Origin of the sequence: Streptomyces sp. BK208, from assembly GCF_004364245.1 — a bacterium.
Lineage (GTDB): Bacteria > Actinomycetota > Actinomycetes > Streptomycetales > Streptomycetaceae > Streptomyces.
Genome location: NZ_SOAV01000002.1, coordinates 714,397 through 739,061 on the forward strand (window position 1 = coordinate 714,397; position 24,665 = coordinate 739,061).

General features: G+C 72.3%; 27 protein-coding genes. 12 read left to right on the top strand and 15 right to left on the bottom strand.

Annotation, left to right across the window (positions count from 1 at the left end; translation table 11 throughout):
• Positions 1-45: 45 nt before the first annotated feature.
• Entirely contained in the window at positions 46-816 is a 771-nt protein-coding gene (locus tag EV562_RS35025; RefSeq protein WP_166661585.1) for a hypothetical protein, read from the top strand.
• Between the two features lie 411 nt (positions 817-1,227).
• Here the strand turns inward: EV562_RS35025 and EV562_RS07735 are convergent, their stop codons facing one another.
• Positions 1,228-1,650 carry an ATP-binding protein gene (locus EV562_RS07735; RefSeq protein WP_133885898.1) on the bottom strand — a complete coding sequence of 141 codons (423 nt, stop codon included), beginning with the start codon at positions 1,648-1,650 and terminating at the stop codon, positions 1,228-1,230.
• 156 nt (positions 1,651-1,806) lie between these two features.
• Here EV562_RS07735 and EV562_RS07740 point away from each other — a divergent pair, with 156 nt between their 5' ends.
• Positions 1,807-2,349 (top strand): UTRA domain-containing protein, encoded by a 543-nt coding sequence (locus EV562_RS07740; RefSeq protein ID WP_133885899.1) that lies wholly within the window; start codon positions 1,807-1,809, stop codon positions 2,347-2,349.
• The gene (locus EV562_RS07745) at positions 2,346-3,107 is read left to right on the top strand and encodes a GntR family transcriptional regulator (RefSeq protein WP_133885900.1); all 762 of its coding nucleotides are present in this window, start codon (positions 2,346-2,348) and stop codon (positions 3,105-3,107) included. Before EV562_RS07740 ends, EV562_RS07745 begins: the two co-directional genes overlap by 4 nt.
• Positions 3,108-3,110: 3 nt before the next feature.
• On the opposite strand, the gene EV562_RS07750 is transcribed toward EV562_RS07745, so the two are convergent.
• Complete coding sequence (locus tag EV562_RS07750; protein WP_133885901.1) at positions 3,111-3,566, bottom strand: MarR family transcriptional regulator; 456 nt, start codon at positions 3,564-3,566, stop codon at positions 3,111-3,113.
• Between the two features lie 107 nt (positions 3,567-3,673).
• Between EV562_RS07750 and EV562_RS07755 the strand changes: the two genes are divergently transcribed.
• From EV562_RS07755 to EV562_RS07765, 3 genes are all read left to right on the top strand, one after another.
• A complete protein-coding gene (locus EV562_RS07755; RefSeq protein WP_133885902.1) occupies positions 3,674-4,696 on the top strand; it encodes an NADP-dependent oxidoreductase in 1,023 nt (340 codons plus the stop codon).
• A 161-nt stretch (positions 4,697-4,857) separates the two neighbouring features.
• Positions 4,858-5,277, top strand: a complete 420-nt coding sequence (locus tag EV562_RS07760) for an organic hydroperoxide resistance protein (protein WP_133885903.1) — start codon at positions 4,858-4,860, stop codon at positions 5,275-5,277.
• 64 nt (positions 5,278-5,341) lie between these two features.
• Entirely contained in the window at positions 5,342-6,166 is an 825-nt protein-coding gene (locus EV562_RS07765; RefSeq protein WP_133885904.1) for an EI24 domain-containing protein, read from the top strand.
• Here the strand turns inward: EV562_RS07765 and EV562_RS07770 are convergent.
• From EV562_RS07770 to EV562_RS07780, 3 genes are all read right to left on the bottom strand, one after another.
• Entirely contained in the window at positions 6,138-7,436 is a 1,299-nt protein-coding gene (locus EV562_RS07770) for a pyroglutamyl peptidase (RefSeq protein ID WP_208298308.1), read from the bottom strand. The two genes, EV562_RS07765 and EV562_RS07770, sit on opposite strands and share 29 nt — an antisense overlap.
• Positions 7,437-7,709: 273 nt before the next feature.
• Positions 7,710-8,699 carry an aldose epimerase family protein gene (locus tag EV562_RS07775; RefSeq protein ID WP_133885905.1) on the bottom strand — a complete coding sequence of 330 codons (990 nt, stop codon included), beginning with the start codon at positions 8,697-8,699 and terminating at the stop codon, positions 7,710-7,712.
• 37 nt (positions 8,700-8,736) lie between these two features.
• Positions 8,737-9,648: an SGNH/GDSL hydrolase family protein gene (locus EV562_RS07780; protein ID WP_133885906.1), complete on the bottom strand. Its 912-nt coding sequence runs from the start codon at positions 9,646-9,648 to the stop codon at positions 8,737-8,739.
• A 257-nt stretch (positions 9,649-9,905) separates the two neighbouring features.
• Here EV562_RS07780 and EV562_RS07785 point away from each other — a divergent pair, with 257 nt between their 5' ends.
• Positions 9,906-10,400: a DUF3145 domain-containing protein gene (locus EV562_RS07785; RefSeq protein WP_133885907.1), complete on the top strand. Its 495-nt coding sequence runs from the start codon at positions 9,906-9,908 to the stop codon at positions 10,398-10,400.
• Positions 10,401-10,494: 94 nt separating this feature from the next.
• On the opposite strand, the gene EV562_RS07790 is transcribed toward EV562_RS07785, so the two are convergent.
• The 5 genes from EV562_RS07790 to fasR form a co-directional block, all read right to left on the bottom strand.
• Positions 10,495-11,784: a beta-ketoacyl-[acyl-carrier-protein] synthase family protein gene (locus EV562_RS07790; protein WP_133885908.1), complete on the bottom strand. Its 1,290-nt coding sequence runs from the start codon at positions 11,782-11,784 to the stop codon at positions 10,495-10,497.
• A gap of 110 nt (positions 11,785-11,894) precedes the next feature.
• Positions 11,895-12,143, bottom strand: coding sequence for an acyl carrier protein (locus EV562_RS07795; protein ID WP_133885909.1), 249 nt, complete (start codon positions 12,141-12,143; stop codon positions 11,895-11,897).
• A 112-nt stretch (positions 12,144-12,255) separates the two neighbouring features.
• The gene (locus EV562_RS07800) at positions 12,256-13,287 is read right to left on the bottom strand and encodes a ketoacyl-ACP synthase III (RefSeq protein WP_133885910.1); all 1,032 of its coding nucleotides are present in this window, start codon (positions 13,285-13,287) and stop codon (positions 12,256-12,258) included.
• Positions 13,288-13,303: 16 nt separating this feature from the next.
• On the bottom strand, positions 13,304-14,230 hold the full coding sequence (locus tag EV562_RS07805; protein ID WP_133885911.1) for an ACP S-malonyltransferase: 927 nt from the start codon (positions 14,228-14,230) through the stop codon (positions 13,304-13,306).
• Between the two features lie 89 nt (positions 14,231-14,319).
• On the bottom strand, positions 14,320-15,525 hold the full coding sequence (gene fasR, locus EV562_RS07810; protein ID WP_133885912.1) for a fatty acid biosynthesis transcriptional regulator FasR: 1,206 nt from the start codon (positions 15,523-15,525) through the stop codon (positions 14,320-14,322).
• Between the two features lie 61 nt (positions 15,526-15,586).
• Between fasR and EV562_RS07815 the strand changes: the two genes are divergently transcribed.
• Positions 15,587-16,243, top strand: coding sequence for a pirin family protein (locus EV562_RS07815; RefSeq protein ID WP_133886068.1), 657 nt, complete (start codon positions 15,587-15,589; stop codon positions 16,241-16,243).
• A 10-nt stretch (positions 16,244-16,253) separates the two neighbouring features.
• Here EV562_RS07815 and EV562_RS07820 read toward each other — a convergent pair whose 3' ends face one another.
• Both EV562_RS07820 and EV562_RS07825 read right to left on the bottom strand, forming a co-directional pair.
• The gene (locus EV562_RS07820) at positions 16,254-17,072 is read right to left on the bottom strand and encodes a serine hydrolase domain-containing protein (protein ID WP_133885913.1); all 819 of its coding nucleotides are present in this window, start codon (positions 17,070-17,072) and stop codon (positions 16,254-16,256) included.
• Between the two features lie 19 nt (positions 17,073-17,091).
• Complete coding sequence (locus EV562_RS07825; protein WP_133885914.1) at positions 17,092-17,559, bottom strand: GNAT family N-acetyltransferase; 468 nt, start codon at positions 17,557-17,559, stop codon at positions 17,092-17,094.
• Positions 17,560-17,655: 96 nt separating this feature from the next.
• On the opposite strand from EV562_RS07825, the gene EV562_RS07830 reads away from it, so the two are divergent.
• Together EV562_RS07830 and EV562_RS07835 are read left to right on the top strand one after the other, a co-directional pair.
• Positions 17,656-18,141 (top strand): MerR family transcriptional regulator, encoded by a 486-nt coding sequence (locus EV562_RS07830; protein ID WP_208298309.1) that lies wholly within the window; start codon positions 17,656-17,658, stop codon positions 18,139-18,141.
• Positions 18,138-19,151 carry an aldo/keto reductase gene (locus EV562_RS07835; protein ID WP_133885916.1) on the top strand — a complete coding sequence of 338 codons (1,014 nt, stop codon included), beginning with the start codon at positions 18,138-18,140 and terminating at the stop codon, positions 19,149-19,151. The genes EV562_RS07830 and EV562_RS07835 overlap by 4 nt, the downstream gene beginning before the upstream one ends.
• 34 nt (positions 19,152-19,185) lie before the next feature.
• Here EV562_RS07835 and EV562_RS07840 read toward each other — a convergent pair whose 3' ends face one another.
• The 3 genes from EV562_RS07840 to EV562_RS07850 form a co-directional block, all read right to left on the bottom strand.
• The gene (locus EV562_RS07840; RefSeq protein ID WP_133885917.1) at positions 19,186-20,052 is read right to left on the bottom strand and encodes a DUF4429 domain-containing protein; all 867 of its coding nucleotides are present in this window, start codon (positions 20,050-20,052) and stop codon (positions 19,186-19,188) included.
• A gap of 66 nt (positions 20,053-20,118) precedes the next feature.
• Positions 20,119-21,339, bottom strand: a complete 1,221-nt coding sequence (locus EV562_RS07845; RefSeq protein WP_133885918.1) for an alpha/beta hydrolase family protein — start codon at positions 21,337-21,339, stop codon at positions 20,119-20,121.
• 54 nt (positions 21,340-21,393) lie between these two features.
• Positions 21,394-22,077 (bottom strand): TetR family transcriptional regulator, encoded by a 684-nt coding sequence (locus tag EV562_RS07850; RefSeq protein WP_133885919.1) that lies wholly within the window; start codon positions 22,075-22,077, stop codon positions 21,394-21,396.
• Between the two features lie 114 nt (positions 22,078-22,191).
• Here EV562_RS07850 and EV562_RS07855 point away from each other — a divergent pair, with 114 nt between their 5' ends.
• Positions 22,192-23,802, top strand: a complete 1,611-nt coding sequence (locus EV562_RS07855; protein ID WP_133885920.1) for an MFS transporter — start codon at positions 22,192-22,194, stop codon at positions 23,800-23,802.
• Between the two features lie 307 nt (positions 23,803-24,109).
• The gene (locus EV562_RS07860; protein WP_133886069.1) at positions 24,110-24,418 is read left to right on the top strand and encodes a small hydrophobic protein; all 309 of its coding nucleotides are present in this window, start codon (positions 24,110-24,112) and stop codon (positions 24,416-24,418) included.
• The last annotated feature ends 247 nt before the right edge of the window (positions 24,419-24,665 follow it).

Sequence of the window (24,665 nt, forward strand, 5' to 3'; positions counted from 1 at the left end):
GGCCTCTAGGAACCCGCCCGCCCCGGAACTTAACCTCCTCGCGTCATGGACTTCTGCCACCCGTGCCGACGGCACCTCAACGGCGCCCTCGCCTGCCCGGGGTGCGGTACGCCTGCCCACGAACTCCGCGCGTCGGACGAAGCTCTGACGGCAAGTGAGAGCGCCGGTCCGCAATACGGGACCGAGCCGCCGTCGGCTGACGGCACCCCCCGGCAAGCCCCGGGGCGGAAGCTCGACGACGCACCGGACGGGACCCTCGACGAGGACGCCGACGACGCCACCCCACCCGGCGCCCGCTCCAGCCGCCGCGACCGCAAGGCCGCCGCACATCGCAGGCGCCGCCGCCGGACCCTGCTCGTCGCCGCGGGTTTCGTCCTGGCCGCCGGGGGACTGAGCCTCGCCGAACTCGGCATGGACGCCCCGCACTCCCCTCAGAAGCCGGCCGCGGCGGGCGGCGAGACGACGGACGGTGAGGCGACCCGCGAGGTGGGCGAGGCGTCGGCGGTCCCGGTCGACGACACCTCGGGCAGGACCACGTCCTCGGGCACACCCTCCCCCGACGCGTCGGCGTCGACGTCGGCGTCCGGCTCCCCGTCCTCCTCCCCGGAGATCACGAAGTCGCAGCCGGCGACCGAGTCCGACTCCCCGTCGGCCTCCCGCCCTCCGTCCCTGGACCCCACCGGCCCCGCGGACCCGCACCCGTCACCCCCGGAGTCCAGCGACGACCCACCCCCGGCGACGACCCCCACCCCGCCGGAGTCCCCGGACCCGACCCCGACGGAAACCTGCGACCGCTTCCTTTGGTGGTGCACGTGAGAACTGCGCGTTCCCCGTTTGCCGCGCGGCCCGTATCCCCCTTGGAGTGGTTGCCGGTACTCCTGGACGGCTACGGTCTTACGCCACGGGAGGTGCCGGAGCGGTAACCGTTCCGAGCCGCACGGAGGAGGCCGCCGGTCTCGCCCGGACCACGGTCGCCACGGTGGGGTCCGTCACCGAACCCGGCGCCCGAGCCGGGTTGCTGGCTCATGCTGCGCTGTAGTTGGCGGCCTCCTTGGGTCACCTTCCCCGAGGCGAGAACACGGGTACGCCGGGCGCCGTCCCTCAACACCCACGACGAGGCGTTGGAGGAATTGGCGACGGTGTGTCCCGACGTTTTGGACGAGGCATTGGCTCGCCTGCGGCCGACGGCGCCATGACTACGCCAATACGAGCGAGGCGGTCCGTGCGTCAGTAGGCGACTTCCCCAGGCCCCTCGCTCGGCGAAACGCTCTTGAAAGCCACCCAGACGCTCTTGCCGACGACTTCCTCGGTGACCCCCATGTCGTCGGCGACCTCCCGGGCAAGTCGTAGACCGCGTCCGGAGCACGCCTCCCGGTCGGCCTCTGGGACGTCGGTATCGAGCTGTCGGTCGCCGCTGTCCCGGACCGCGAGGCGGATCACCGAGCCGTCGAGAGAAAGACTCACGCAGTACTCCCTGCCGGGCGGCGCTCCGTGGAGGAGTGCGTTGGTGGCCAACTCCGAGACACAGAGCGTTATGTCGTCAAGTCGATCGGTGTGACCCCAGCCGGTCAGGACCTGACGAACGAAGGTGCGGGCGTCGCGCACCGAGGCGCGCGAGCGTGGGAAACGGCGGTGTCGCGACAAGGGCACGAGGGGCCACCTCAGAGAGTTGGGCCGTCCGACAAGTGTCGACCTTATCGCTTTTCGTGAAAGGTGGCTAGGTGGCAGGATGCTGAGGAACACACGGGCGAAGTCGCCTAACGTTGGCCCCCGATGGGCGTAAGCGTCGGCCGCGAGGAGGGCCTCATGAGTGCGAGCGGTTGGGTCAGCATGTCTCTTCCGTATCTGACGCCGCAGGAGAAGGGGCACGGCGACGCCTGGGGCGCGGAGGCCGAAGCGCAGGGCCGCCGGGGGACCCAGCGCATCCTCCATGCCGGTGAGGTGCCCGCGCCCGCCGAGGTGGCGAAACCGTTCGGCATCGCCGAGGGTGAACCGGTCGTCGTGCGTCGGCGCCTGATCCTCCTCGACGGGCTGCCGAACGAGCTGACCGACACGTACTACCCACTGGCCATCGCCCGAGGCACCGCCCTGGCGCGCACCGCCAAGATCCGCGGTGGTGCCGTCACCTTGCTCGCCGAACTCGGTCACGTCGGCGCCCTGGTGCGCGAGGACGTGACGGCCGCGATGCCGGACGAGGAAGAGCGCCGGACCCTGGAGACCGCGCCAGATGAGCCGGTCCTGCGGCTCACCCGAGTGACGCTGGACCGCGAGGACCACCCGATCCAGGTGGATCGTATGGTGATGCCTGCCCTGCGGCAGAGGCTGCGCTACGAGATCGAGATCGGATGACTGTGTCCCAGTCGGAAACGGACGGCGCCGACCGGCGCTCTCTTCATGAGCGCATCGCTGCCGACCTGCGCGACGACATCATGGGTGGCGAACTGGCGCCCGGCGCCAGCCTTCCCTCCACGGCGCGGCTCAAGGAGCGGTTCGACGCATCGAACGCCACGGTGCAGAAGGCGTTGCAGCTTCTCAAGGAGGAAAGGCTCGTGGTGGGCCGGGCGGGAGCCTCCGTGACCGTCCGCGAGCACCGGCAGCGTACGGTCTCGCCGGCCGCACTCACGACAGCGGACCACTGGCTCACGGAGGCAGCCAAGCACGGCACCCGCGCCCGCAGCGTCCTCCGTGAGGTCGCGGAGGTCCGCCCACCCGCCGACGTCCGTTCCGCCTTCGGTCTCCCCGCCGGCAGCACGGCACTGCTGCGCGGTCAGATTCTCCTGATCGACGACGAACCCGCCGAACTTGTCGACTGCTACTACCCGCTGAGCATTGCCCGGGGCACGGCGCTCATGGAGCGGCGGCGGATCAAAGGCGGCGCGCCCGCGCTGCTGGCGGAACTGGGTCATCCCGCGCGCCGTAGCGTGGACCGGGTCTCCGCGCGGATTCCGACGCAGGAGCAGTATCAAGCACTGCACCTCACCAGCAGCACGCCCGTCCTGCGGACCCTCCGAGTCGTCCACGGTGACGGAGACGGCCCGGTCGAGGTGACGGTCATGGTGAAGGCGGGGCACCTCTACGAGTTGCAGTACGCGTTCGACATGCCGTGAGGGTCAGCCCTCGGGCGAGCCCTCCCCGACCATCATGCGCAGCGCGTCCCGCAGCGCGACCCGCTCCGCCTCGGACAGTCCGGCCAGCGGCTCCCGGGCGAACCGGAGCGACTCCCGCAGTCCCCGCGCCACCCGGCGCCCCTCCTCCGTCGCCGCGGCGACCTTCACCCTGCGGTCGCCGGGATCCGGGCGCCGCTCGACCAGCCCCCGCGCCTCCAGCCGGTCCACGATCCCCGTGACGTTCGACGGCTCGCACTTCAGCTTGTGGGCGAGCTTCCGCATCGGCAGCGGCTCCAGCGACAGCAGGCTCAGCAGCTTCGCCTGCGCCCCGGTGAGCGCGCGCTCCGCCGCCGCCTCCTCGTAGTCCGCGTGGTAGCGGGCGACGACCTCGGCGATCAGCTGGACGACCTCGTGGGTGAGAGCGTCGGGTCGGAGCGTGGTGTCGCGTGGTGTGGCCATGGAAACCAGGGTACCCAGTTGTTTGACAACATGAAATGTTCAGCCGCATGGTTGTTTCAGGACATGAAACACCGCGGGTCCCACCCGCGCATCCAGGAAGGTGCCCCATGACCGACTCCCCCGCCCTCCCCACCGTCAACCGCGAATGGCACCTGGTCACCCGCCCGGTCGGCTGGCCGAAGCCGGAGGACTTCGCGCTCGTCGAGGCGGAGGTCCCCACCCCGGGCGACGGTCAGGTGCTGGTGCGCAACCGGTACGTCTCCGTCGACCCGTACATGCGCGGGCGCATGAGCGCCGCCAAGTCCTACGCCGCCCCCTACGAGCTGGGCAAGGTCATGCAGGGCGGCGCGGTCGGCGAGGTCGTCGCCTCCAACGCCGAGGGGATCGCCGTCGGCGACCACGTCCTGCACTTCTTCGGCTGGCGCGAGTACGCCGCCCTGGACGCGAAGCACGCCGTGAAGGTGGACCCGGACGCGGCGCCGCTGTCGACGTACCTCGGCGTGCTCGGCATGACGGGGCTCACCGCCTACGCCGGTCTGCTGCGCACGGCCTCCTTCAAGGAGGGCGACTCCGTCTTCGTCTCGGGCGCGGCGGGCGCCGTCGGCAGCCAGGTGGGGCAGATCGCCAAGCTCAAGGGCGCCTCGCGGGTCATCGGCTCGGCCGGCTCCGACGAGAAGGTCAAGCTGCTCCTCGACGAGTACGGCTTCGACGCCGCCTTCAACTACAAGAACGGACCGGTGAGCGAGCAGCTGCGGGCCGCCGCCCCGGACGGCGTCGACGTCTACTTCGACAACGTCGGCGGCGACCACCTGGAGGCCGCCGTGGGCTCCCTCAACCTGAACGGCCGCATCGCCATCTGCGGCGCGATCTCCGTCTACAACAACACCGAGCCGGCGCCCGGCCCGAAGAACCTCGCCCGGCTCATCCAGACCCGCGGCCGCATCGAGGGCTTCCTGGTCGGCGACCACTACGACCTCCAGCCGCAGTTCGTCGAGGAGGTCGGCCCCTGGGTCCGCTCCGGCGAGCTGAAGTACCGCGAGACGGTCGTCGAGGGCATCGAGAACAACCTGGAGGCGTTCCTCGGCGTCCTGCGCGGCGACAACACCGGCAAGATGATCGTCAAGCTCTGACGCCCACCGGAGGCCCGCTCGGCGGAGCGACCGGCACCCGTCGGGGTGGCCGGTCGACCGGGAGCGGGCTTCCCCGTTTTTCCGGCATGCGGTAGCGTCTTTCCGAAATCCGTCGTGATCGTGGGCGCGAGTCCCGGCGGACCGAGGAGGAAGACACCCTTATGCCCATCCAGCAGTCCGAAGTCCTCTACACCGCCGTCGCCACCGCCGAGAACGGCCGCGACGGCCGGGTGGCCACCGACGACGGCAAGCTCGACGTGGTCGTGAACCCGCCCAAGGAGATGGGCGGCAACGGCGCCGGCACCAACCCGGAGCAGCTGTTCGCCGCCGGGTACAGCGCCTGCTTTCAGGGCGCGCTCGGCGTAGTGGCCCGCCAGGAGGGCGCCGACATCACCGGCTCCACCGTCACCGCCAAGGTCGGCATCGGCAAGAACGACGACGGCTTCGGCATCATCGTCGAGATCTCCGCCGAGATCCCGTCGGTCGACGCCGCCACCGCGCGGTCGCTGGTGGAGAAGGCCCACCAGGTCTGCCCGTACTCGAAGGCGACCCGCGGCAACATCACCGTGACCCTGGTCTGACCGGGAGCGGGGCCGGGCGCGGGCGCGGGAACGGTCCGGCGCGGCGCCCGGTAGAGTGCCGCCCATGCGTGATCTCGGGGCGGGGTTCGGCCACCTTCTGAAGGGCCAGCGCTGGGTGGCCCGGCACGGCAGGAGCTACGGCTTCGGGCTCGTTCCGGGCCTGATCACCCTGGTCCTGTACGTGGGCGTGCTGATCGCGCTCACGCTGTGGGGCGAGGACTTCGTCGGCTGGGCCACCCCCTTCGCCGACGACTGGTCCAGCCCCTGGCCCGGGCTCTTCCGCGGTTTCCTCACCGCAGTGCTGTTCGCCCTCGCGCTGCTCCTGGCCGTCCTCACCTTCACCGCGGTCACCCTGCTGGTCGGCCAGCCCTTCTACGAGGCCCTCTCCGAGCGGGTCGACCGCGACGTCTCCCCGGACGGCACCGCTCCCGAGTCCGGCCTGCCGCTCTGGCGCGAGCTGTGGATCTCCGGCCGCGACAGCCTGCGGATCCTCGTGCGCGCCGCCGTCTGGGGCGTGCTGCTCTTCGCGCTCGGCTTCGTCCCGGTCGTCGGTCAGACGGTGGTCCCGGTGATCGGCTTCTTCGTCACCGGCTTCTTCCTCACCGAGGAACTCGCCGCCGTCGCCCTCCAGCGCCGCGGGGTCGAACTGCGCGAGCGCCTCGCCCTGCTGCGCTCGCGCCGCATGCTGGTCTGGGGCTTCGGCACCCCGCTCGGCGTGTCCTTCCTGGTGCCGTTCGTCGCGGTGTTCCTGATGCCGGGCGCGGTCGCGGGCGCCACCCTCCTCGCCCGCGAACTGCTGGGCGAGGAGACCCGCGACGGCGCCGACGACCGCTCGGGGGACGCCGCCGCGGACCCGGCGGTCAGCCCCGGTCCGGCCCCGGGGCACTGACCGCCACGGCCACGATCGCCCGCGTCTGCGCCACGATGTCCAGCCGGTTGCGCACGAACTCCGGGTCGGTGACCGCCCCCGCCGCCGGATCGGTGTTCCCGGGGCCGAACTCCAGCACCGGCGTGTGCACGTGCCCGCCCGGCAGCGAGTCGTGCAGCCCGAGCCGGTCCCGCAGCAGCGTCGCGCGGTAGGCGATCTCGTTGGAGAGGTAGTTGCCGCCGCCGCCCTCCCGGGCCGTCGAACCGGGCGTGGGCCCGTCCGGACGCACGACGGGCTCGGTGCCCCCCGACGGGATCTCGGTCACGCTCGTGTGGTCGTACGCCGGGAAGCGTCCCGTGTCCGCGGCCGTGATCGCCGCGTAGGGCAGCGTGGTCGTCGTCCACTGCGGCTGCGCGGCCGGGCCGGTCACCGGGACGGGCTCCGTGCGGGAGACGCCGTCGTTGTCCGGGAAGCCGCCCCGCCAGGCCCCGTTGGTCCGCTCCACGTCGAACCGCCCCGCCCGGCCCTGGCTCACCGTGGTGAACAGGTCCACCCGCGGCAGGTACGGCCGCAGCGCCCGCTCCACCGCCCCCTCGGCGAAGTCCGCCCAGCGCACCGGGAACACGGCCGTCTCCACCCGCGCGGGGCCGTCCGGGGTGTCGATCACCGCGCCGTCCAGGGCGAGCGCGACGGCGCCGGACGGATTGGAGATCCGGATGTCGCGGTCCAGGGTGAACGGGTCGAAACCGGTGAGCAGCACCCGCTTCACGCCCTTGCCGAGGCCGGCACGCCCGCCGCCCGCGTCGGCCGGCAGGCGCAGGTCGCTCTGACCCCGCGAGGTGCGCTCCAGCTCCGTCAGCAGCGCGGTCCGCTGCCGCTCGCCCAACCCGAACGCGGGCTCCCACGTGCGCAGTTCCCGCGTCATCCCGAGCCGGGCCCAGTACAGCGGCCGGTCGTCGTCGCGGCTGAGGTCGCCGCGGGCCGGCCCGCGGCCCTGCACCCGGTCCACGGCCCTGCGCCACAGCGCCGCGCCCTCGTGCGCGACGACGCGCCGGGCCTCGCGGTAGGAGTCCGCCCGTCCGAGCTCCCGGGTGAAGGCCGGCGCCACCTCCGCGAAGCCGGAGCGCCGCAGGATCTCCCGGGGCACGTCCCCGTCGAGCCGCCGCTCCTCCACGGTCGGTGCGGGGGCGGCGCCGCCCGCCGGGGGTGCCGCCGTCGCCGTGGCGGGGGCCGCGAGTCCCGCCACCAGGGCCATTCCGAGTACGCCGATCCGAACACGTATGGCTGTCAAGGGAGTCCAGGTCCTTCCGTCGCCGTGGGGTGCGCTGTGGGACGGCGGCAGTATCGCCTGACGGGAGGGGAGCGCGCCATGGCGCATGGCGACCGACTCGTGGCTGTTTGTGAAGGGTTCGTACGAACTTCTGATCGGGCGGGTGATCGCGGACCATCGGGACACCGCGGCGGTTAACGTCGGAGCCGGGACGCCGCCGTGTGCGCGCCCCCGTGAACAGCCCCGGTCCGGAACCTGACGGCCGGGCCGGGGCTCAGTCCCCCTCGTCGGTTCCTACGCCTCCCGGCGCACCGAGAAGGCGTACACCGTCTCCGAGCGGAACACCTCGCCCGGCCGCAGCACCGTGCTCGGGAAGTCGGGCCGGTTCGGCGAGTCGGGAAAGTGCTGGGTCTCCAGCGCGATCCCGTCACCGGGCGCGAAGGGCTCGCCCAGGTGGTCGGCGGTGTAGAGCTGGAGGCCCGGCTCGGTCGTCGCCACCGTGAGCACCCGCCCCGACGCCGGGTCGTACAGCTCGGCGACCTCCTCGGCGGCGTCGGTCACGCCCTTGTCCAGGACGAAGTTGTGGTCGTAGCCCGAACCGACCTTGCGCGCCCGCCGGAAGTCGAAGCGCGTGTCCGCCACGTCCTGCGGGTCGCCCGACGGAATCAGACCGGCGTCGACCGGCGTGATCCGGGAGGCGGCCAGCCGCAGTTCGTGCCCGCCCGCGTGCCCGGAACCGCTCAGGTTGAAGTAGCTGTGGTTCGTCGGGTTCAGCACCGTCGGCGCGTCCGTGACCGCCTCGTACGCGATCCGCAGCGCGCCCGACTCCTCCAGCGTGTACGTCGCCGACATCTTCAGGCGCCCCGGGAAGCCCTCCTCGCCGTGCGGCGAGACGCGGCTCAGCCGGACGCCGTGGCCGCCGTCCCCGACCGGGCTCACGTCCCACACGTGCTTGTCGAAGCCCCGCTCGCCGCCGTGCAGCGAGTTGGCCCCTTCGTTGGGCGCCAGCGCGTACGTCCGCCCGTCCAGCGGGAAGCGCCCGCCCGCGATCCGGTTGGCGTACCGCCCCACCAGCGCGCCGAGATAGGGCTCCGGGTGCGTCAGGTAGCCGTCGAGGCCGGCGAACCCCAGCACCACGTCGGCGGTGTTGCCGTCGCGGTCCGGCACCTCGGCCGACTGCACGATCCCGCCGTACGACAGGACCCGTACCCGTACGCCGGCCCGCTCCAGGGTCCAGCGGTGAACCGGGGTGCCGTCGGAAAGTGTGCCGAAGAGTTCGCTCATGTGCGGAACTCTAGGACATGGCCGGGACATGCCCAGGTCAGGGCGACTTCGCGGTGACGGTGCGGTACGCGATCTCCGCCAGCCGGGCCTGGCCGTCCACACTCGGATGGAACCAGTCCCAGTGGCTCAACTGGTCCGTGCCGAACCGGAACGCGTGCACCGCGCCGTCGTCGGTGCGGCACCGCCGGTCCTTCGCGCAGACCTCCCGCAGCACCTCGTTGTAGTCCGTCACCCGGTCCCGCACCGTGTTGCGCCGCAGGGTCGCCGCCGCGTCCATGGAGTCCGCGTCGCCCAGCATGGACGGACACAGGCCCAGCTTCCACACCTGCTTGCCCAGCGGGTTGGTGCGCCCCTGGGACCACAGCCGCTTCAGGTCCGGGATGCTCGACACGTACACCTGCGCCTTGGGCAGCCTCTTGCGCAGGGTGGCCATCGCCTCCTCGAACTGCGCCCGGAAGTCCGCCACCGGGGTCATCGCCGAGGTCGTGGACCGGCACGCGTCGTTCGCCCCGGCCATCACCGCCACCAGCTGCGGCTCGCGCTTCGCCGCCCGCGTCACCTGGGCGGTCAGATCGGACATCCGGGCCCCGGTGACCGCGTAGTTCCAGCTGTGCCCGGCCGCGCCCGCCTTCCCCAGCAGCCGCACGGCGAGCGAGTCGACCTTCGCGCTGCTGCCGGTCGCCCACGACACCTCGGGACAGTCCGACAGCACCGCGCAGGCGTCGAAGCCGCGCGTGATGGAGTCGCCCACCGCGGCGACCGACTCCGGGCTCGTGTCCCACGCCGGGGCCGGCTTCGGCCGCTTCGACGCGCTGCCGGACGGGGCGGGGGAGTCACCGCCCCCGGCGTCGCAGCCCGCCACCCCCAGGACGGCCGCGGTCAGGACGGCGAGCGCGGCGCGCGTCCGGCGACGGCCGTACCGCGTCCCCTTGTCCGTCCCTCGTCCCATTCCGCTCCCACCCCTCGCCTCGTGTCTCCACCGTGCTCAACCCATGACACCGCGCGAGGGTTCCCGAGGGCCGCGATGCGACGGCTCACACCCGTACAAGCGTCCTGCCGGGTGAATGGCGGCGGTTTGTCGGCGGCGGGACCGACGGTACGTCACACTCCTTGCCCCGTCGCACGGTAGCCTCGCCATGGACGTGGCCGCCCCGGTCACGGCCGTTCCACCCGTTCCGAGATGTCCCGCTCAGCCCGGAGGTTCCGGTGACGACACGTGGAGTCCTGTACGTGCACTCCGCGCCGCGCGCGCTCTGCCCGCACGTCGAGTGGGCCATCGCCGGTGTGCTCGGCACGCGCGTCGGCCTGGACTGGACCCGGCAGCCCGCCGCGCCCGGCACCTGGCGCTCGGAGTTCTCCTGGCAGGGGCAGGCCGGCATCGCCTCCAAGCTCGCCTCCGCACTGCGCGGCTGGCAGCTGCTGCGCTTCGAGGTCACCGCGGAACCGTCCGCGAACGCCGAGGGCGAGCGCTACAGCTGCACTCCCGACCTCGGCATCTTCCACGCCGTCACCGGCATCCACGGCGACATCATGATCCCCGAGGACCGGCTGCGCGCCGCCCTGGTCCGCTCCCAGCGCGGCGAGACCGACCTGGAGTCGGACATCGCCAAGCTCCTCGGCAAGCCCTGGGACGACGAACTGGAGTCCTTCCGCCACGCCGGCGAGGGCGCCCCGGTCCGCTGGCTGCACCAGGTGGTGTGACCCCAGACGGTGTGACCCCCGCCCGTCCGCCGCGAGCACACGTGAAGGGCCCCCACCGGCCGGTGGGGGCCCTTCACGTACGTACGGCGGTCGCTCAGACCGTCCGGAAGGCGAGGACCACGTTGTGCCCGCCGAAGCCGAACGAGTCGTTCAGCGCGGCGATGCGGCCCTCGGCCGGGAGCTTGCGGGCCTCGTCGCGGACGATGTCCGCGTGGGCCTCGGCCTCCGGGTCGAGGTTCTCGACGTTGATGGTCGGCGGCGCCACCCTGTTGTACAGGGCGAGCACGGTCGCCACCGACTCCACGCCGCCCGCGCCGCCGAGGAGGTGACCGGTCATCGACTTGGTGCCGGAGACCGCCATGTGGTCCACGTGGTCGCCGAGGACCTTGCGCAGCGCCTTCAGCTCGGCGATGTCACCGGCCGGCGTCGAGGTCGCGTGCGCGTTGACGTGCACGATCTCGGCCGGGTCCAGGTCGTTGCCGTCCAGCAGGTTCTGCAGGGCGGCGGAGATGCCGCGGCCCTCCGGCTCCGGCTGCACGATGTCGTGGCTGTCGGCGGAGATGCCCTGGCCGACCGCCTCCGCGTAGACGCGGGCACCGCGCGCGGCGGCGTGCTCGGCGGACTCCAGGACCAGGACGCCGGCGCCCTCGCCGAGGACGAAGCCGTCGCGGCCCGTGTCGAAGGGGCGCGAGGCGCCCTGCGGGTCGTCGTTGTTCTTGGACATCGCCATCATGTTGCCGAACGCGGCGATGGGCAGCGGGTGGATCGCCGCCTCCGTGCCGCCCGCGACGACGACGTCGGCGCGGCCGGTGCGGATCATCTCGATGGCGTAGCCGATGGCCTCGGCGCCCGAGGCGCAGGCGGAGACCGGGGTGTGCACGCCCGCGCGGGCGCCCACGGCCAGGCCCACGTTGGCCGAGGGCCCGTTCGGCATCAGCATGGGGACGGTGTGCGGGGAGACGCGGCGGACGCCCTTCTCCTTCAGCACGTCGTACTGGTCCAGCAGGGTCGTCACGCCGCCGATGCCGGAGGCGATGACCGCGCCGAGCCGGTCGGGGTCGACGTGGGCCGCCCCGTCCTCGGTGGGGCTCTCGCCCGCCTTGCCGGAGTACCCGGCGTCCTTCCACGCCTCCCGGGCCGCGATCAGCGCGAACTGCGCCGAGCGGTCCAGACGGCGGGCCTGCGGCCGCGGGATGACCTCGGAGGGGTCCACGGCGGCGGACGCGGCGATGCGGACCGCCTGGTCGGCGGCCCACTCCTGCTCCAGGGGCTTGACGCCGGACCGGCCGGCGATCAGGCCCTCCCAGGTCGAGGCTGCGTCGCCACCCAGCGGTGTGGTTGCGCCGATACCGGTGACGACCACGGTGCGATTGGTCGAGCTCACGGGAATTCTTTCTCCAACGGGATACGGATTCGTACGGCGCCACCGCCGGGTGGCGGGGCAGTATGCCCGGATCTGTCCGAGTACCCGGGCCGCGCCCGGGTACCGGCGGATCAGGCCTGGTGCTCGAGGATGTACTTCGTCGCGTCGCCGACCGTCTTGAGGTTCTTGACGTCCTCGTCCGGGATCTTGACGTCGAAGCGCTCCTCGGCGGCGACGACGACCTCGACCATGGACAGCGAGTCGACGTCCAGGTCGTCGGTGAAGGACTTGTCCAGCTGGACGTCCTCAACCGGGATGCCGGCGATCTCGTTCACGATCTCCGCGAGACCGGCGACGATCTCTTCCTGAGTGGCGGCCATGATGGCGCTCCTTCTTTGTTGTCCAGAGGGTGTGGCGGCCCGCCGCGTCGCGGCGGGTGTTGCTGCTTGTTGCTGCTCTCCGTCCCGGACCGCATGATCCGGCACGCAGTGCCTAGGGGAGGGTAACGACCGTCGCGGCGTAGACGAGACCCGCCCCGAAGCCGATGACGAGCGCGGTGTCGCCGCTCTTCGCGTCGCCGGTCGCCAGGAGCCGCTCCATCGCGAGCGGAATCGAGGCGGCCGAGGTGTTGCCGGTGGTGCGGATGTCACGGGCGACCGTGACGTGCTCCGGCAGCTTCAGCGTCTTCACCATCGAGTCGATGATCCGCACGTTGGCCTGGTGCGGGATGAAGACGTCCAGGTCGTCCGGGCTGATCCCGGCCGCGTCCAGCGCCTGCTGCGCGACCTTCGCCATCTCGAACACGGCCCAGCGGAACACCGCCTGGCCCTCCTGCGTGATCGCAGGAAACTTGACGTTGCCCTCGGAGTCGAGGGGCAGCTCGGAGACGTCGCCGATCCGGAAACGGTCCCAGGAGACCGTCTGCTTGATCGTTTCGGCCTTGTCGCCCTCCGAGCCCCACACCGTCGGGCCGATGGCCGGCTCCTGGGACGGGCCGACCACCACCGCGCCGGCGCCGTCGCCGAACAGGAAGGCCGTGGCCCGGTCCTCCAGGTCGGTCAGGTCGGACAGCCGCTCCACGCCGATGACCAGCACGTACTCGGCCGAACCTTCGACGATCATGCCCTTGGCGAGCGTCAGGCCGTAGCCGAAGCCCGCGCAGCCCGCCGAGATGTCGAAGGCCGCGGCCCTGTCCGTGCCGAGCCGGTCCGCGATCTCGGTGGCGATGGCCGGGGTCTGGCTGAAGTGCGACACGGTCGAGACGACCACGGCACCGATCCGCGAGGCGTCGATCCCGGCGTCGGCCAGTGCCTTGCCGGAGGCCTCCACCGACATCGCGGCGACCGTCTCCTCCGGGCCGGCCCAGTGCCGGGTCTCGATGCCGGAGCGCGAGCGGATCCACTCGTCGGACGAGTCGATCTTCTCGAGGATCACCTCGTTCGGCACCACCCGCGTCGGACGGTAACCGCCGACGCCGAGGATGCGCGCGTACGGGGCGCCCTTGCTGGGCTTGATCTTCGACATGCTCTCGCGCTCCTTGTCAGGCCTGGGTGTGCTCGGCGACGAGCTCGCGAGCCGCGTCGAGGTCGGCGGGGGTCTTCAGGGCCAGCGTCTTCACCCCGGGCAGTGCCCGCTTGGCCAGCCCGGTCAGCGTGCCGCCCGGGCACACCTCGATGAGCGCGGTGACGCCCAGCTCCTTGAACGTCTCCATGCACAGGTCCCAGCGCACCGGGTTCGCGACCTGGCCGACCAGCCGGTCGAGGAGCTCGGCACCGGAGGCGACGACCTGCCCGTCCTTGTTGGAGACGTACGCCACCTTCGGGTCGGCCGGCGTCAGCGCCTTCGCGGCCTCGGCGAGCTTGTCCACGGCGGGCGCCATGTGGCGGGTGTGGAAGGCGCCGGCCACCTTCAGCGGGACGACCTTGCGGACGCCCTCGGGCTTGTCCTCGTTCAGCGCGGCCAGCTGCTCCAGCGTGCCGGCGGCCACGATCTGACCGGCGCCGTTCATGTTCGCCGGGGTCAGGCCGAGCTTCTCCAGGTGCGCGACGCTCACCTCGGGGTCGCCGCCGAGCAGCGCCGACATGCCGGTCCCGGTGACCGCGGCGGCCTCGGCCATGGCCAGGCCGCGACGGCGTACGAGGGTCAGCGCGGCGGTGTCGTCCAGGACGCCCGCGAAGGCGGCGGCGGTGATCTCGCCGACGCTGTGGCCCGCGACCACGCCCGGAGCGATCTCGGACATGTCACCGAGTGCCGCGGCGGAGAGGAGTCCGGCGGCGACGAGCAGCGGCTGGGCCACGGCCGTGTCACGGATCTCGTCCGCGTCGGCCTTGGTGCCGAAGTGGACGAGATCGAGTCCGATGGCGTCGGACCACGCGGCGACGCGGTCCGCGGCGCCGGGGAGGGCGAGCCAGTCAGTCAGGAAGCCGGGCGTCTGGGCGCCCTGGCCGGGAGCGACGAGTACGAGCACTCTCACACTCTCTCTTGAGGACGGCCACGGCCGCCCGTGGGGACAGGGACGAAGAACAGGAGCGGGATTTGTGGAACCCGCACAAAATCTTAGAGCTGTGGATCTCCATCGGCCAGACGCCCCAGGATGAGCGCGATCCGCAGTGTGAACGCAGACCGTACATCAGAGGGCGACCATCCGGTGACGTCAGTCACACGTCGGAGCCGGTAGCGCACGGTGTTCGGGTGAACGAAGAGCATCCGGGCGGCGCCCTCCAGACTGCTCGCCTGTTCGAGATAGACGCTGAGTGTCTCCAGCAGCGCCGCCCCGGCCTCCTCCAACGGTCTGTAGATCTCCTCCACCAACTGCTCGCGGGCAGAGGGGTCGGAGGCGATCGCGCGCTCCGGCAGCAGGTCGTCGGCGAGCACCGGGCGCGGAGCGTCCGGCCAGGCGGTGCACGCCTTCAGGCCGGCGGCGGCGGCCTGCGCGGACCGGGTCGCGGCCAGCAGGTCGGGCACCACGGGCCCGGCGACGACCGCACCCTGCGCGAACGGTCCGATCAGCGACTTCGCCACCGCCAGCGGATCGTTGCGGCCGCCGGCGATGACCACCAGACGGTCCCCGAGCACCCCGGTCAGCACCTGGAGCTTGGCGTGCCGGGCCGCGCGCCGGATGGCCTCCACGGTCAGCTCGGAGTCCCCGTCGGGAGCGGTGCCCAGCACGACGCACACGTGCTCCGGCGAGTTCCAGCCGAGGGCGGCGGCCCGGGACACGGCGCCCTCGTCGGCCTCGCCGCTGAGCACGGCGTTCACCACCAGCGACTCGAGCCGCGCGTCCCAGGCACCGCGTGCCTCGGCGGCCTGGGCGTACACCTGGGCGGTCGCGAAGGCGATCTCCCGGGCGTACACGAGCAGCGCCTCGCGCAGCACCGACTCGTCGCCGGGGGCCGCCACCTCGTCGATGGCGGACTCCATCACCTCGATGGTGGTGCGCACCATCTCCACGGTCTGCCGCAGCGTGATCGCCCGGGTCAGCTCGCGCGGCGCGGTGCCGAAGACGTCGGTGGAGATGGCCTGCGGCGCCTCCGGCCGCCGGAACCACTCGGTGAAGGCGGCGATGCCTGCCTGGGCGACCAGCCCGATCCAGGAACGGTTCTCCGGTGGCATGGCCCGGTACCACGGCAGCGTCTCGTCCATGCGCGCGATGGCCTGCGCGGCGAGCGAACCGGAGGACTGCTCCAGCCGTTTCAGCGTCGCGGTGTGCGGGTGGGCGGGCTGGGCGGGGGCGTCGGGCTTGCCGGTTTCGGGTTCGGGCACGGGACAAGACTGCCTTATCGGGACGGGCGGCTGTGCCCCCGGGGCTACGGTGAACGATGTGATGGACGTACGCCGCGCCGACGAGCGCTATCCCGGAGGCGACCCGGAGGCGGGCATCGAGTCGCGCCACGCCTTCTCCTTCGGCCCGCACTACGACCCCGACAACCTCCGCTTCGGCGCCCTGCTCGCCTGCAACGAGGAGCGCCTCGCTCCCGGCGCGGGCTTCGACGAGCACCCGCACAGCCACACCGAGATCGTCACCTGGGTGGTGGAGGGCGAGCTGACCCACCGCGACAGCACCGGCCACGAGACGGTGGTCCGCGCCGGGGACGTGCAGCGCCTCAGCTCGGCGGCCGGCGTACGGCACGTCGAGCGCAACGACGCGTCGGCCCCCCTCGCCTTCGTCCAGATGTGGCTGGCCCCGCGCGAGCCCGGCGGCGACCCCGCCTACGAGATCGTCCGCGGCATCGCCGACTCCACCCCGTACGCCGTCCCCGAGGCCGGCGCCATGCTGCACGTGCGCCGCCTGTCGCCGGGGGAGCGGACCGCGGTGCCGGACGGGGCGTACGTCTACGTCCACGTCGTGCGCGGCCGGGTCCGCCTCGGCGACCAGGAACTCGGCCCGGGCGACGCGGCCCGCGTCACGGACGCCGACGGGGTGGAGGCGGTGGCGGTGACGGGGGCCGAGGCACTGATGTGGGAGATGGGCCGGACCTGACGGGGCCGGGCTACCGGGCTTCGGCGAGCACCCCGTCCGTGAAGGGCGGCCACGCCTCGACCGCCCAGGGGCCGAAGGCGCGGTCGGTGAGGGCCACGCAGGCCACGCCCGCGTCCGGGTCGATCCACAGGAACGTGCCCGACTGGCCGAAGTGCCCGAAGGTGCGCGGCGAGGACGAGGCGCCCGTCCAGTGCGGTGACTTGCCGTCGCGGATCTCGAAGCCGAGTCCCCAGTCGTTGGGGTTCTGGTGGCCGTAGCCGGGCAGGACGCCCTTCGTGCCCGGGTACTGGACGGTCATCGCCTCGGCGACCGTCCGCGGGTCCAGCAGGCGCGGCGCCTGCACCTCGGCGGCGAACCGGAGCAGGTCCCCGACCGTCGACACGCCGTCCTTCGCCGGGGAGCCCTCCAGCGAGGTCGCCGTCATGCCCAGCGGCTCCAGCACCGCCTGCCGCGCGTACTCGGCGAACGGCATGTCCGCCGCCTTCGCGATGTGCTCGCCGAGCTGCTCGAAACCGGCGTTCGAGTACAGCCGGCGCTCCCCGGGCGCGGAGGTCGCGCGGTGCTCGTCGAAGGCCAGCCCCGAGGTGTGCGCGAGCAGGTGACGGACGGTCGCCCCGGGCGGACCTGCCGGTTCGTCCAGCTCGATCGCGCCCTCCTCGTACGCCACCAGCGCCGCGTACGCCGCGAGCGGCTTGGTGACCGACGCGAGCGGGAAGCGGTGCGCGGCCGGGCCGTGAGTGCCGAGGGTGGTGCCGTCGGCCCGCACGACGCCCGCGGCGGCGGTGGGGACCGGCCAGTTCTCGATCGACGCCAAGCTCTTCAAGGACATGCCACCGAGCCTAAGCGGCTCAGAGGTACAGCCTCATCGAGGGGGTCGTGTCGCGGGTGAAGCCCATCGACGCGTACAGGGGCTCGGCGTCGGGGGAGGCCGTGAGCATGACGTGCCCGGCGCCCTGCTCGCGGAACCACTCCAGCAGCTCGTCCATGCACGCCCGCGCGTACCCGCGGCGCCGGGCGTCCGGGTCGGTGGCGACGCTGAAGACGTACCCGAGCAGACCCCCCGGCCGGCCCGGCCCGCCGATCCGGTACTCCAACGTCCCCACCACCAGCGCCGCCAGCGCGTCCGGCCGCCCGGGGTGGTCGACCACGAAGGCCGCGAAGCCCCCGTCCGGATCGGCCAGCCTCGCCCGCAGGGCCGGCAGGGACGCCGCCTGCCAGTCGGTGGAAGCGTCGGGGTTCATGGAGGCGATCATCACCTGGCGCAGCCGGAGGACTTCCTCCGCGTCCTCGGCCGTGGCACGGCGTACAAGACTCATGCCGGCACGGTAGTGACCTGCGGGGCCGGGTGTCCCGCGCATTTCTCACCGGGGAAGCTTGCCTGGAGTGCACTCCAAGGTCATAGCGTGGAGGCCATGACGGTGATGCAGACCACGGCCGGGACCCTCGCACCGAACGCCACCAGAACGGACATCTGCTCCGCCCCGCCCCGGCGCCACCCGCGCCCCGACGGACAGGACCAGTACACGATCAGCGAGGTCGTCGCCTTCACCGGCCTGACGGCCCACACGCTGCGCTGGTACGAGCGGATCGGCCTGATGTCCCACATCGACCGCTCGCACACCGGACAGCGCCGCTACAGCAACCGCGACCTGGACTGGCTCGACTTCGTCGGCAAGCTGCGGATGACCGGCATGCCGGTCGCCGACATGGTGCGGTACGCCGAGATGGTGCGGGCGGGCGAGAGCACCTACCTCGACCGGCGGGAGCTGCTGGAGTCCACCCGGCGCGACGTGCTGACGAGGATCGCCGAACTCCAGGACACCGTCGCCGTGCTCGACCGCAAGATCAGTTTCTACGGGGACGCTGGACGTGCCCGTGACACGGAGGGGACCCGATGACCGACAGCAGCATGCCCACCGCCCGGCTCGGCGACGGCGGCCCGGAGGTGGGTGTCCAGGGCCTGGGCTGCATGGGGATGAGCTTCGCCTACGGACCGGTGGACGCCGACGCGTCGCGGGCGACCCTGGAGCGGGCGCTGGAGCTGGGCGTCACGCTCTACGACACGGCGGACGTCTACGGGCTCGGCGAGAACGAGAAGTTCCTGGCGCCCTTCCTCCACGCGCACCGCGACGAGGTCGTCCTCGCGACCAAGTTCGCCCTCTCCCTGGACCACGTCGACCCGACGAAGCGGACGATCCGGGGCGACGCGGCGTACGTCCGCCAGTGCGTCGAGGCGAGCCTCGAACGCCTCGGCGTCGACGTGATCGACCTCTACTACATGCACCGCCGCGACGTGAACGTGCCGATCGAGGAGACCGTCGGCGCCATGGCCGACCTGGTGCGCGAGGGCAAGGTCAAGCACCTGGGCCTGAGCGAGGTCACCGCCGGGGAACTGCGGGCCGCCCACGCCGTCCACCCGATCGCGGCCGTCCAGTCGGAGTGGTCGCTGTTCAGCCGGGACATCGAGGCGGGCGTGGTGCCGGCCGCGGCCGGGCTGGGCGTCGCCCTGGTGCCGTACTCGCCGCTGGGCCGGGGCTTCCTCACCGGTTCCGTCACCGGTACCGACGGTCTCGCCGCCGACGACTTCCGCCGCCAGCAGCCCCGGTTCACCGGCGACAACGCGCGGGCCAACGCGGCCCTCCTCGACCCGGTCCGCACCGTCGCCGAGGCCCACGGCGCCACCCTCGGCCAGATCGCGCTGGCCTGGGTCCAGCAGCGCGCCGAGGTCCACGGCCTGCCGGTGATCCCGATCCCGGGGACCCGGAAGCCGGCGCGGGTGGAGGAGAACACCGCGGCGACCGGAATCGTCCTGACGGAGGACGAGCTGTCCCTGCTGGAGCCGATCGCGGAGAAGGTCGCGGGCGACCGCTACGCGGACATGACGTTCAGCTCCGCCGGCCGGGAGTGAGCCGCACCCGGAACGGGACCGCACCCGGCGGACGCTAGAGCTCGGCGAGCAGCTCCGCCTTCTTCGAGGAGAACTCCTCGTCCGTCACCAGCCCCTGCTGGTGCAGCTCTCCGAGGTGCCGTATCCGCTCGGCGATGTCCGCGGGGTCCCGCCGGGGTGCCGGCACCGGAACCGGCACGGGCGCCACGGCGCTCCGCTCCCGCACCGCCGCCGCCACCGCCGCCGCGAACGGCAGCGACTCGTGCACCGGCCCGTACCCCAGCCCGAAGACGACCGCCGCCGGATCCTGGTCGGCCTGGGGCGCGGCCGGGGCGGCCGAGGCGTCGGCGTCGCGCGGCAGCAGCCGCAGGTAGCCGTCGAACACCTCCGGGGAGCGCCACTCCACCCCGCCCAGGCCGGCGACCGGGAAGCGCTGGTCGCCGGCCTTCCACTTCGCCGAGGACGCGCCCGTCCAGAACCACCGGAAGGACACCGCCTCCCCGTCGAAGGACGCCTTGCCGTCGTACGCCTTGAAGTGCAGCGGCGCCTCGGGCGGGGCCACCAGGAAGCGCTCGGTCCTGCCGGACTCGGTCAGCAGCGCCCGCAGCTCGTCGGCGTAGTACTCCGCCAGCGTCTCCCGCTCGGCCGGCAGCACCAGCCGGTAGGGGTCGCAGCCCTCCTTCAGCTGTCCGGCCGCCGCCTCCATCAGCGGATCGGCGCCCGCGCGCGGTTCGAGGCGCAGCACGACGCTGCCGCGCCTGCCGGGCGTCAGCGTGACGCCCTCGACCGCCGCGAGGGGCACACGGCGCTCCCCCAGGGCCTGGAACAGCTTGGGTGTTCGAATCCCCCGTTCGTGGCGGATGAGCACGGAGTCGGACTCGAACTCCCAGGTGGCATGAAATCCGGCCAGTACGTCACCCATGCGGCTCATCGTATGCGGCACGAGCCTCTCCGTCCCCTCTCCGTGCAAACCGGAGTTTCTGCGCCTCTACGCGCGTCCGGCCGCCGTCGCCCCGGACAAATCCGCCCGGCATGTGTCGGAATCACCGGCGCAGGCGACGGTGCGGTACGCGCCAACCCCGATCCCCGCGAAGTTGCGCAGGCTGTCCGTCCCGGGGACGAAGTAGCCGCTGTGCCCCCGGGCACTCCGCGCCGACAGCAACCGCGCCCCGAAGCCGGCGGACACCGGATCGGCACCATGTCCGAGGCCGCCGACCTCCAGGTACGGCACGTCCTGGATCCAGTCGTCGGCGTCCCGCATCGCCCACACCCGGGCGGCGGTGTCCAGGCGGGAGGCGGTCGCGGCGCGCATGCCGGGACTGCCTGCCACCGCTATGTCGGTCACCCGGCGGGGCAGTGTGTCGGCGGCGAGACCGCACACCACCGATCCGTAGCTGTGGCAGAAGAGGGAGACCGGGGACCGGCCGGGCAGCGCCCGCAGCAGGGCGTTCAGCCGCCCGGCCCCGTGCTCGGCCCGGTTCGCGGTGGCCGCCTCCATGCCGAGGCCGCTGGGGGCGGTGTAGTCGGCCCAGGCGATCACGGCCGTGCCGGTGGCGGGGCTCGCCGCGCGCTCGGCCGCGTACAGCGACTCGGCCATGCCGACGGGCGCCGCGTACTTCTTGTGGTCGGTGCGCTGGAAGGTGAGCAGCTCCGTGTCGACGCCGGGCACGACGACGGATACCCGGTCGGCGCGGTTCAGGTTCCCGAACACCTCGGCGACCCGGCCCGACCCCGCCGGGTCGAAGGCGAGGATGTGCCGGCCGGGTTCGAGCAGCGACTCGTAGCTGCGCATCCGCCGCCCGGCCTCGCGCTGCCCGGCGAGGGACAGGCGCTTGTCGTGCACCCGGCCGAGCTCCACCGACCGCGCCTTCCGCAGTGCGGAACGGTTGGCGAGGTAGCGCAGCTCGACGGGGGCGCCGTTCATGTTGCCGACGGCCAGCGGATAGCGGTGGGCCAGGCTCGTGCGCTGCCACGCGGTGAGCGAGGAGAAGAAGCGGGCGAGGCGGGCGGGAGCCGCCTGCGCGTCGGGCAGCGGCCGTCCGTCGATCCGGCCGTGCTCCCAGGCCGAGACCGACGCTTCGAGGGCGGTGGGGCCCCGCTGGTTGCGCAGGGCGGTCCAGCCGGTGGTCGCCAGCATCACGAACACCACGGCCAGAGCGAGCAGGGCGCGCCAGACGTTCAGTTGCGGGGAGGTGTCGAAGGAAGTCACTGGGAGGACACACTAGGAGAACGGACCGGTCTCGCGTGAATCCAGTGACACGGATCACGTTTCGGTGCGACGCCAGCTCCCGGCGAGCGCGGGCGTCACCTGGTCGAGGTAAGCGGCCGTCAGGTCCCGCAGGGCGGCCAGGCCGGCGTCGTCGCGCGCCGACCAGATCCGTTCGGTGACCCGCATCACCGCTCCGAACACGGCCACGACCACGCGGGGCCGCGGGTCCGCGTCCAGGTCGAGGCCCTCGCGCGCGGCGACGACGCGGGCGATCTCCTCCTCCAGTTCCGTCGCCCGCCGCAGGTGGGCGGCGAGGAGGGCGGGCGTCGACTCGATGACCCGGTAGAAGCGCATGTGCAGTTCGAGCGGGATCAGTTGCTCGACCGCCTCGCCGATGGTGCTCCAGCTCTCCCCGAGAGCCCTCCGCAGTGCGTCCAGGGGCGCCTCCTCCGGCGGGCGCGCGTGCACGGCCTCGACGAAGCGCGACTCCGCGAGCCGCGACACGAAGAACGCGGCGTCCTCCTTGGAGGCGAAGTAGCGGAAGAAGGTGCGCTGCGAGACCTCCGCCGCCTCGGCGATGTCGTCGACGGTCGTCTCCTCGTAACCGCGCTGCGTGAACAGTTCGAGGGCGGAGCGCAGCAGCAGGTCCCGGGTGCGCTGCTTCTTGAGTTCGCGCAGGCCGGGACGGGAGGCCGCGGCAGCGGTCCCCGGCGGCGCCGACGTGCCGGCCACCTTCAAAAGTCGTCTCCTTCGTGCGGTTTCCGCAGTTCAGGCTATCGGGGGATGTCCTGTCAGTTACTGACTCGTGAATCCGTTTGTCAACTGTCAGCGGCTGTCACTAGCCTCAGCGGTATGACTAGTCAGACCACCATCGACAAGCTGGGACCGGGTGAAGGCACTCCGGCGGGTTCGTCGCCCGCCAAGGGATGGCGCGGCCATCCGTGGGTCACCCTCGTCACGGTCGCGGTCGGGGTCATGATGGTGGCCCTGGACGGCACCATCGTGGCGATCGCCAACCCGGCCATCGGCAAGGACCTGGGCGCCAGCTGGTCCGAACTGCAGTGGATCACCAACGCCTACTTCCTCGCGCTCGCGGTCTCCCTGATCACCGCGGGCAAGCTCGGCGACCGCTTCGGTCACCGGCAGACCTTCCTCATCGGTGTGGCGGGCTTCGCCGCGTCCTCCGGCGCTATCGGGCTGTCCGACAGCATCGCGATGGTCATCGTCTTCCGCGTCTTCCAGGGACTGTTCGGCGCGCTGCTGATGCCGGCCGCGCTCGGCCTGCTGCGGGCCACCTTCCCGGCCGAGAAGCTCAACATGGCCATCGGCATCTGGGGCATGGTCATCGGCGCCTCCACCGCGGGCGGCCCGATCCTGGGCGGAGTGCTGGTCGAGCACGTCAGCTGGCAGTCGGTGTTCTTCATCAACGTGCCGGTCGGCGTCGTCGCCGTGGTCCTCGGCGTGCTGATCCTGCTGGACCACCGGGCCGAGAACGCCCCGCGCTCCTTCGACGTCGTCGGCATCGTGCTGCTGTCCGCGTCGATGTTCGCTCTCGTCTGGGCGCTCATCAAGGCCCCCGAGTGGGGCTGGGGTTCCGGCCAGACCTGGCTGTACATAGGCGGGTCGGTGGTGGGCTTCGCCCTGTTCTCGGTCTGGGAGACCAGGGTCAAGGAGCCGCTGATCCCGCTGGGCATGTTCCGCTCGGTGCCGCTGTCGGCCGGTGTGGTCCTGATGGTCCTGATGGCCATCGCCTTCATGGGCGGCCTGTTCTTCGTCACCTTCTACCTGCAGAACGTGCACGGCATGAGCCCGATCGACGCCGGCCTGCACCTGCTGCCGCTCACCGCCATGATGATCGTCGCCTCGCCGCTGGCCGGCGCGATGATCACCAAGGTCGGCCCGCGCGTCCCGCTCGCGGGAGGCATGGTGTGCACCGCGATCGCCATGTACGGCATGTCCACCCTGGAGACGGACACCGGCAGCCTGGCGATGTCCGTGTGGTTCGCGCTGCTCGGTCTCGGCCTCGCCCCGGTCATGGTGGGCGCCACGGAGGTCATCGTGGGCAACGCCCCCATGGAGCTGTCGGGCGTCGCGGGAGGCCTCCAGCAGGCGGCGATGCAGATCGGCGGCAGCCTGGGTACGGCGGTGCTGGGAGCCGTGATGGCCTCCAAGGTGGACAACGACCTGGCGGGCAACTGGGCCGACGCCGGACTGCCCGAACTCACCCCGGCCCAGCAGGAGCTGACCGGCCAGGCCGTGCAGCAGGGCATCGCACCGGTGCCCGAGGGCACCCCGGCCGCGGTCGCCGCGAAGATCGCGGACGTCGCCCACGACACCTTCATCTCCGGCATGAGCCTGGCCTCGCTGGTCGCGGCCGGGGTCGCGGTCGTGGCGGTGTTCGTCGCCTTCCTCACCAAGCGCGGTGAGAACGCGGAGGCGGGCGCGGGCGTGGGCCACATCTGACCCGCGCCCCGGAATCTCCGGGCCCGTGAGGCCACGAGGCCTCACGGGCCCGTGATTTTTTCGGCCCGCCCCGTCACCCGGTTCCTCCATCAGGGTGACGGGGCGGACGAACGCTCCCCGCCGCCGGGGTCCGCAGGTCACAGTGGGTCAAGTCCTCCGCAGGGCACGGAGGGTGAGAGGCCGCGGCGCGCCGCCGGAGGGGGGCGGCGCGCGGGCGGCGCACCCGAGGCGGGCGCGGAAACAGCCTGAAAGAGGCATGACACGTCACACGCGGGTACCCGAAGTCCACAAGGAGTCGAGGGAGTTGATGATGGCGAGCTTCGGACAGGAATCGCGCAGGCACCCCCGCTCACGTGGCCGGACGGGGTCACGGAGCGGGCCGGACCGCGCGACACTCGGGATCATCGGAATCGTCTGCGCGATCGTCGGTCTCTTCGCGCTGGGCATCGTTCTCGGGCCTGCGGCGATGGTCTGCGGCTGGCTCGCGATGGGCCGCAGCTGGGCGGGCTCCCGCTCGGTGCCGGCCGTCGTCGCCCTGGTCCTGGGTGCCATCGACACGCTCCTGGCACTCATCTGGCTCGTCGGAGCGGCGAGTCCGGGCTACGGCATGTTCTAGCCGTACATCGCGGTATCACCCGTCGCCCGGGTGTTCCCACCCCCGCCCGTCACGGGCGGGGGTGAGCCATGTGCGCCACGGACTCCGTCCGTCGGACGCCGTACGTCGGCGCCGTCGCCGTCGCCGTCGCCGTAGGTCCACACCGTCGCGTACGTCTGTGCCGTCCCCCGTACCGTCCCCCGTCCGCCGACGCCGTCTCCGGCCCGTCCACGCCGTGCCGTCCGCCGTACGCCGACACCGGCCCCCG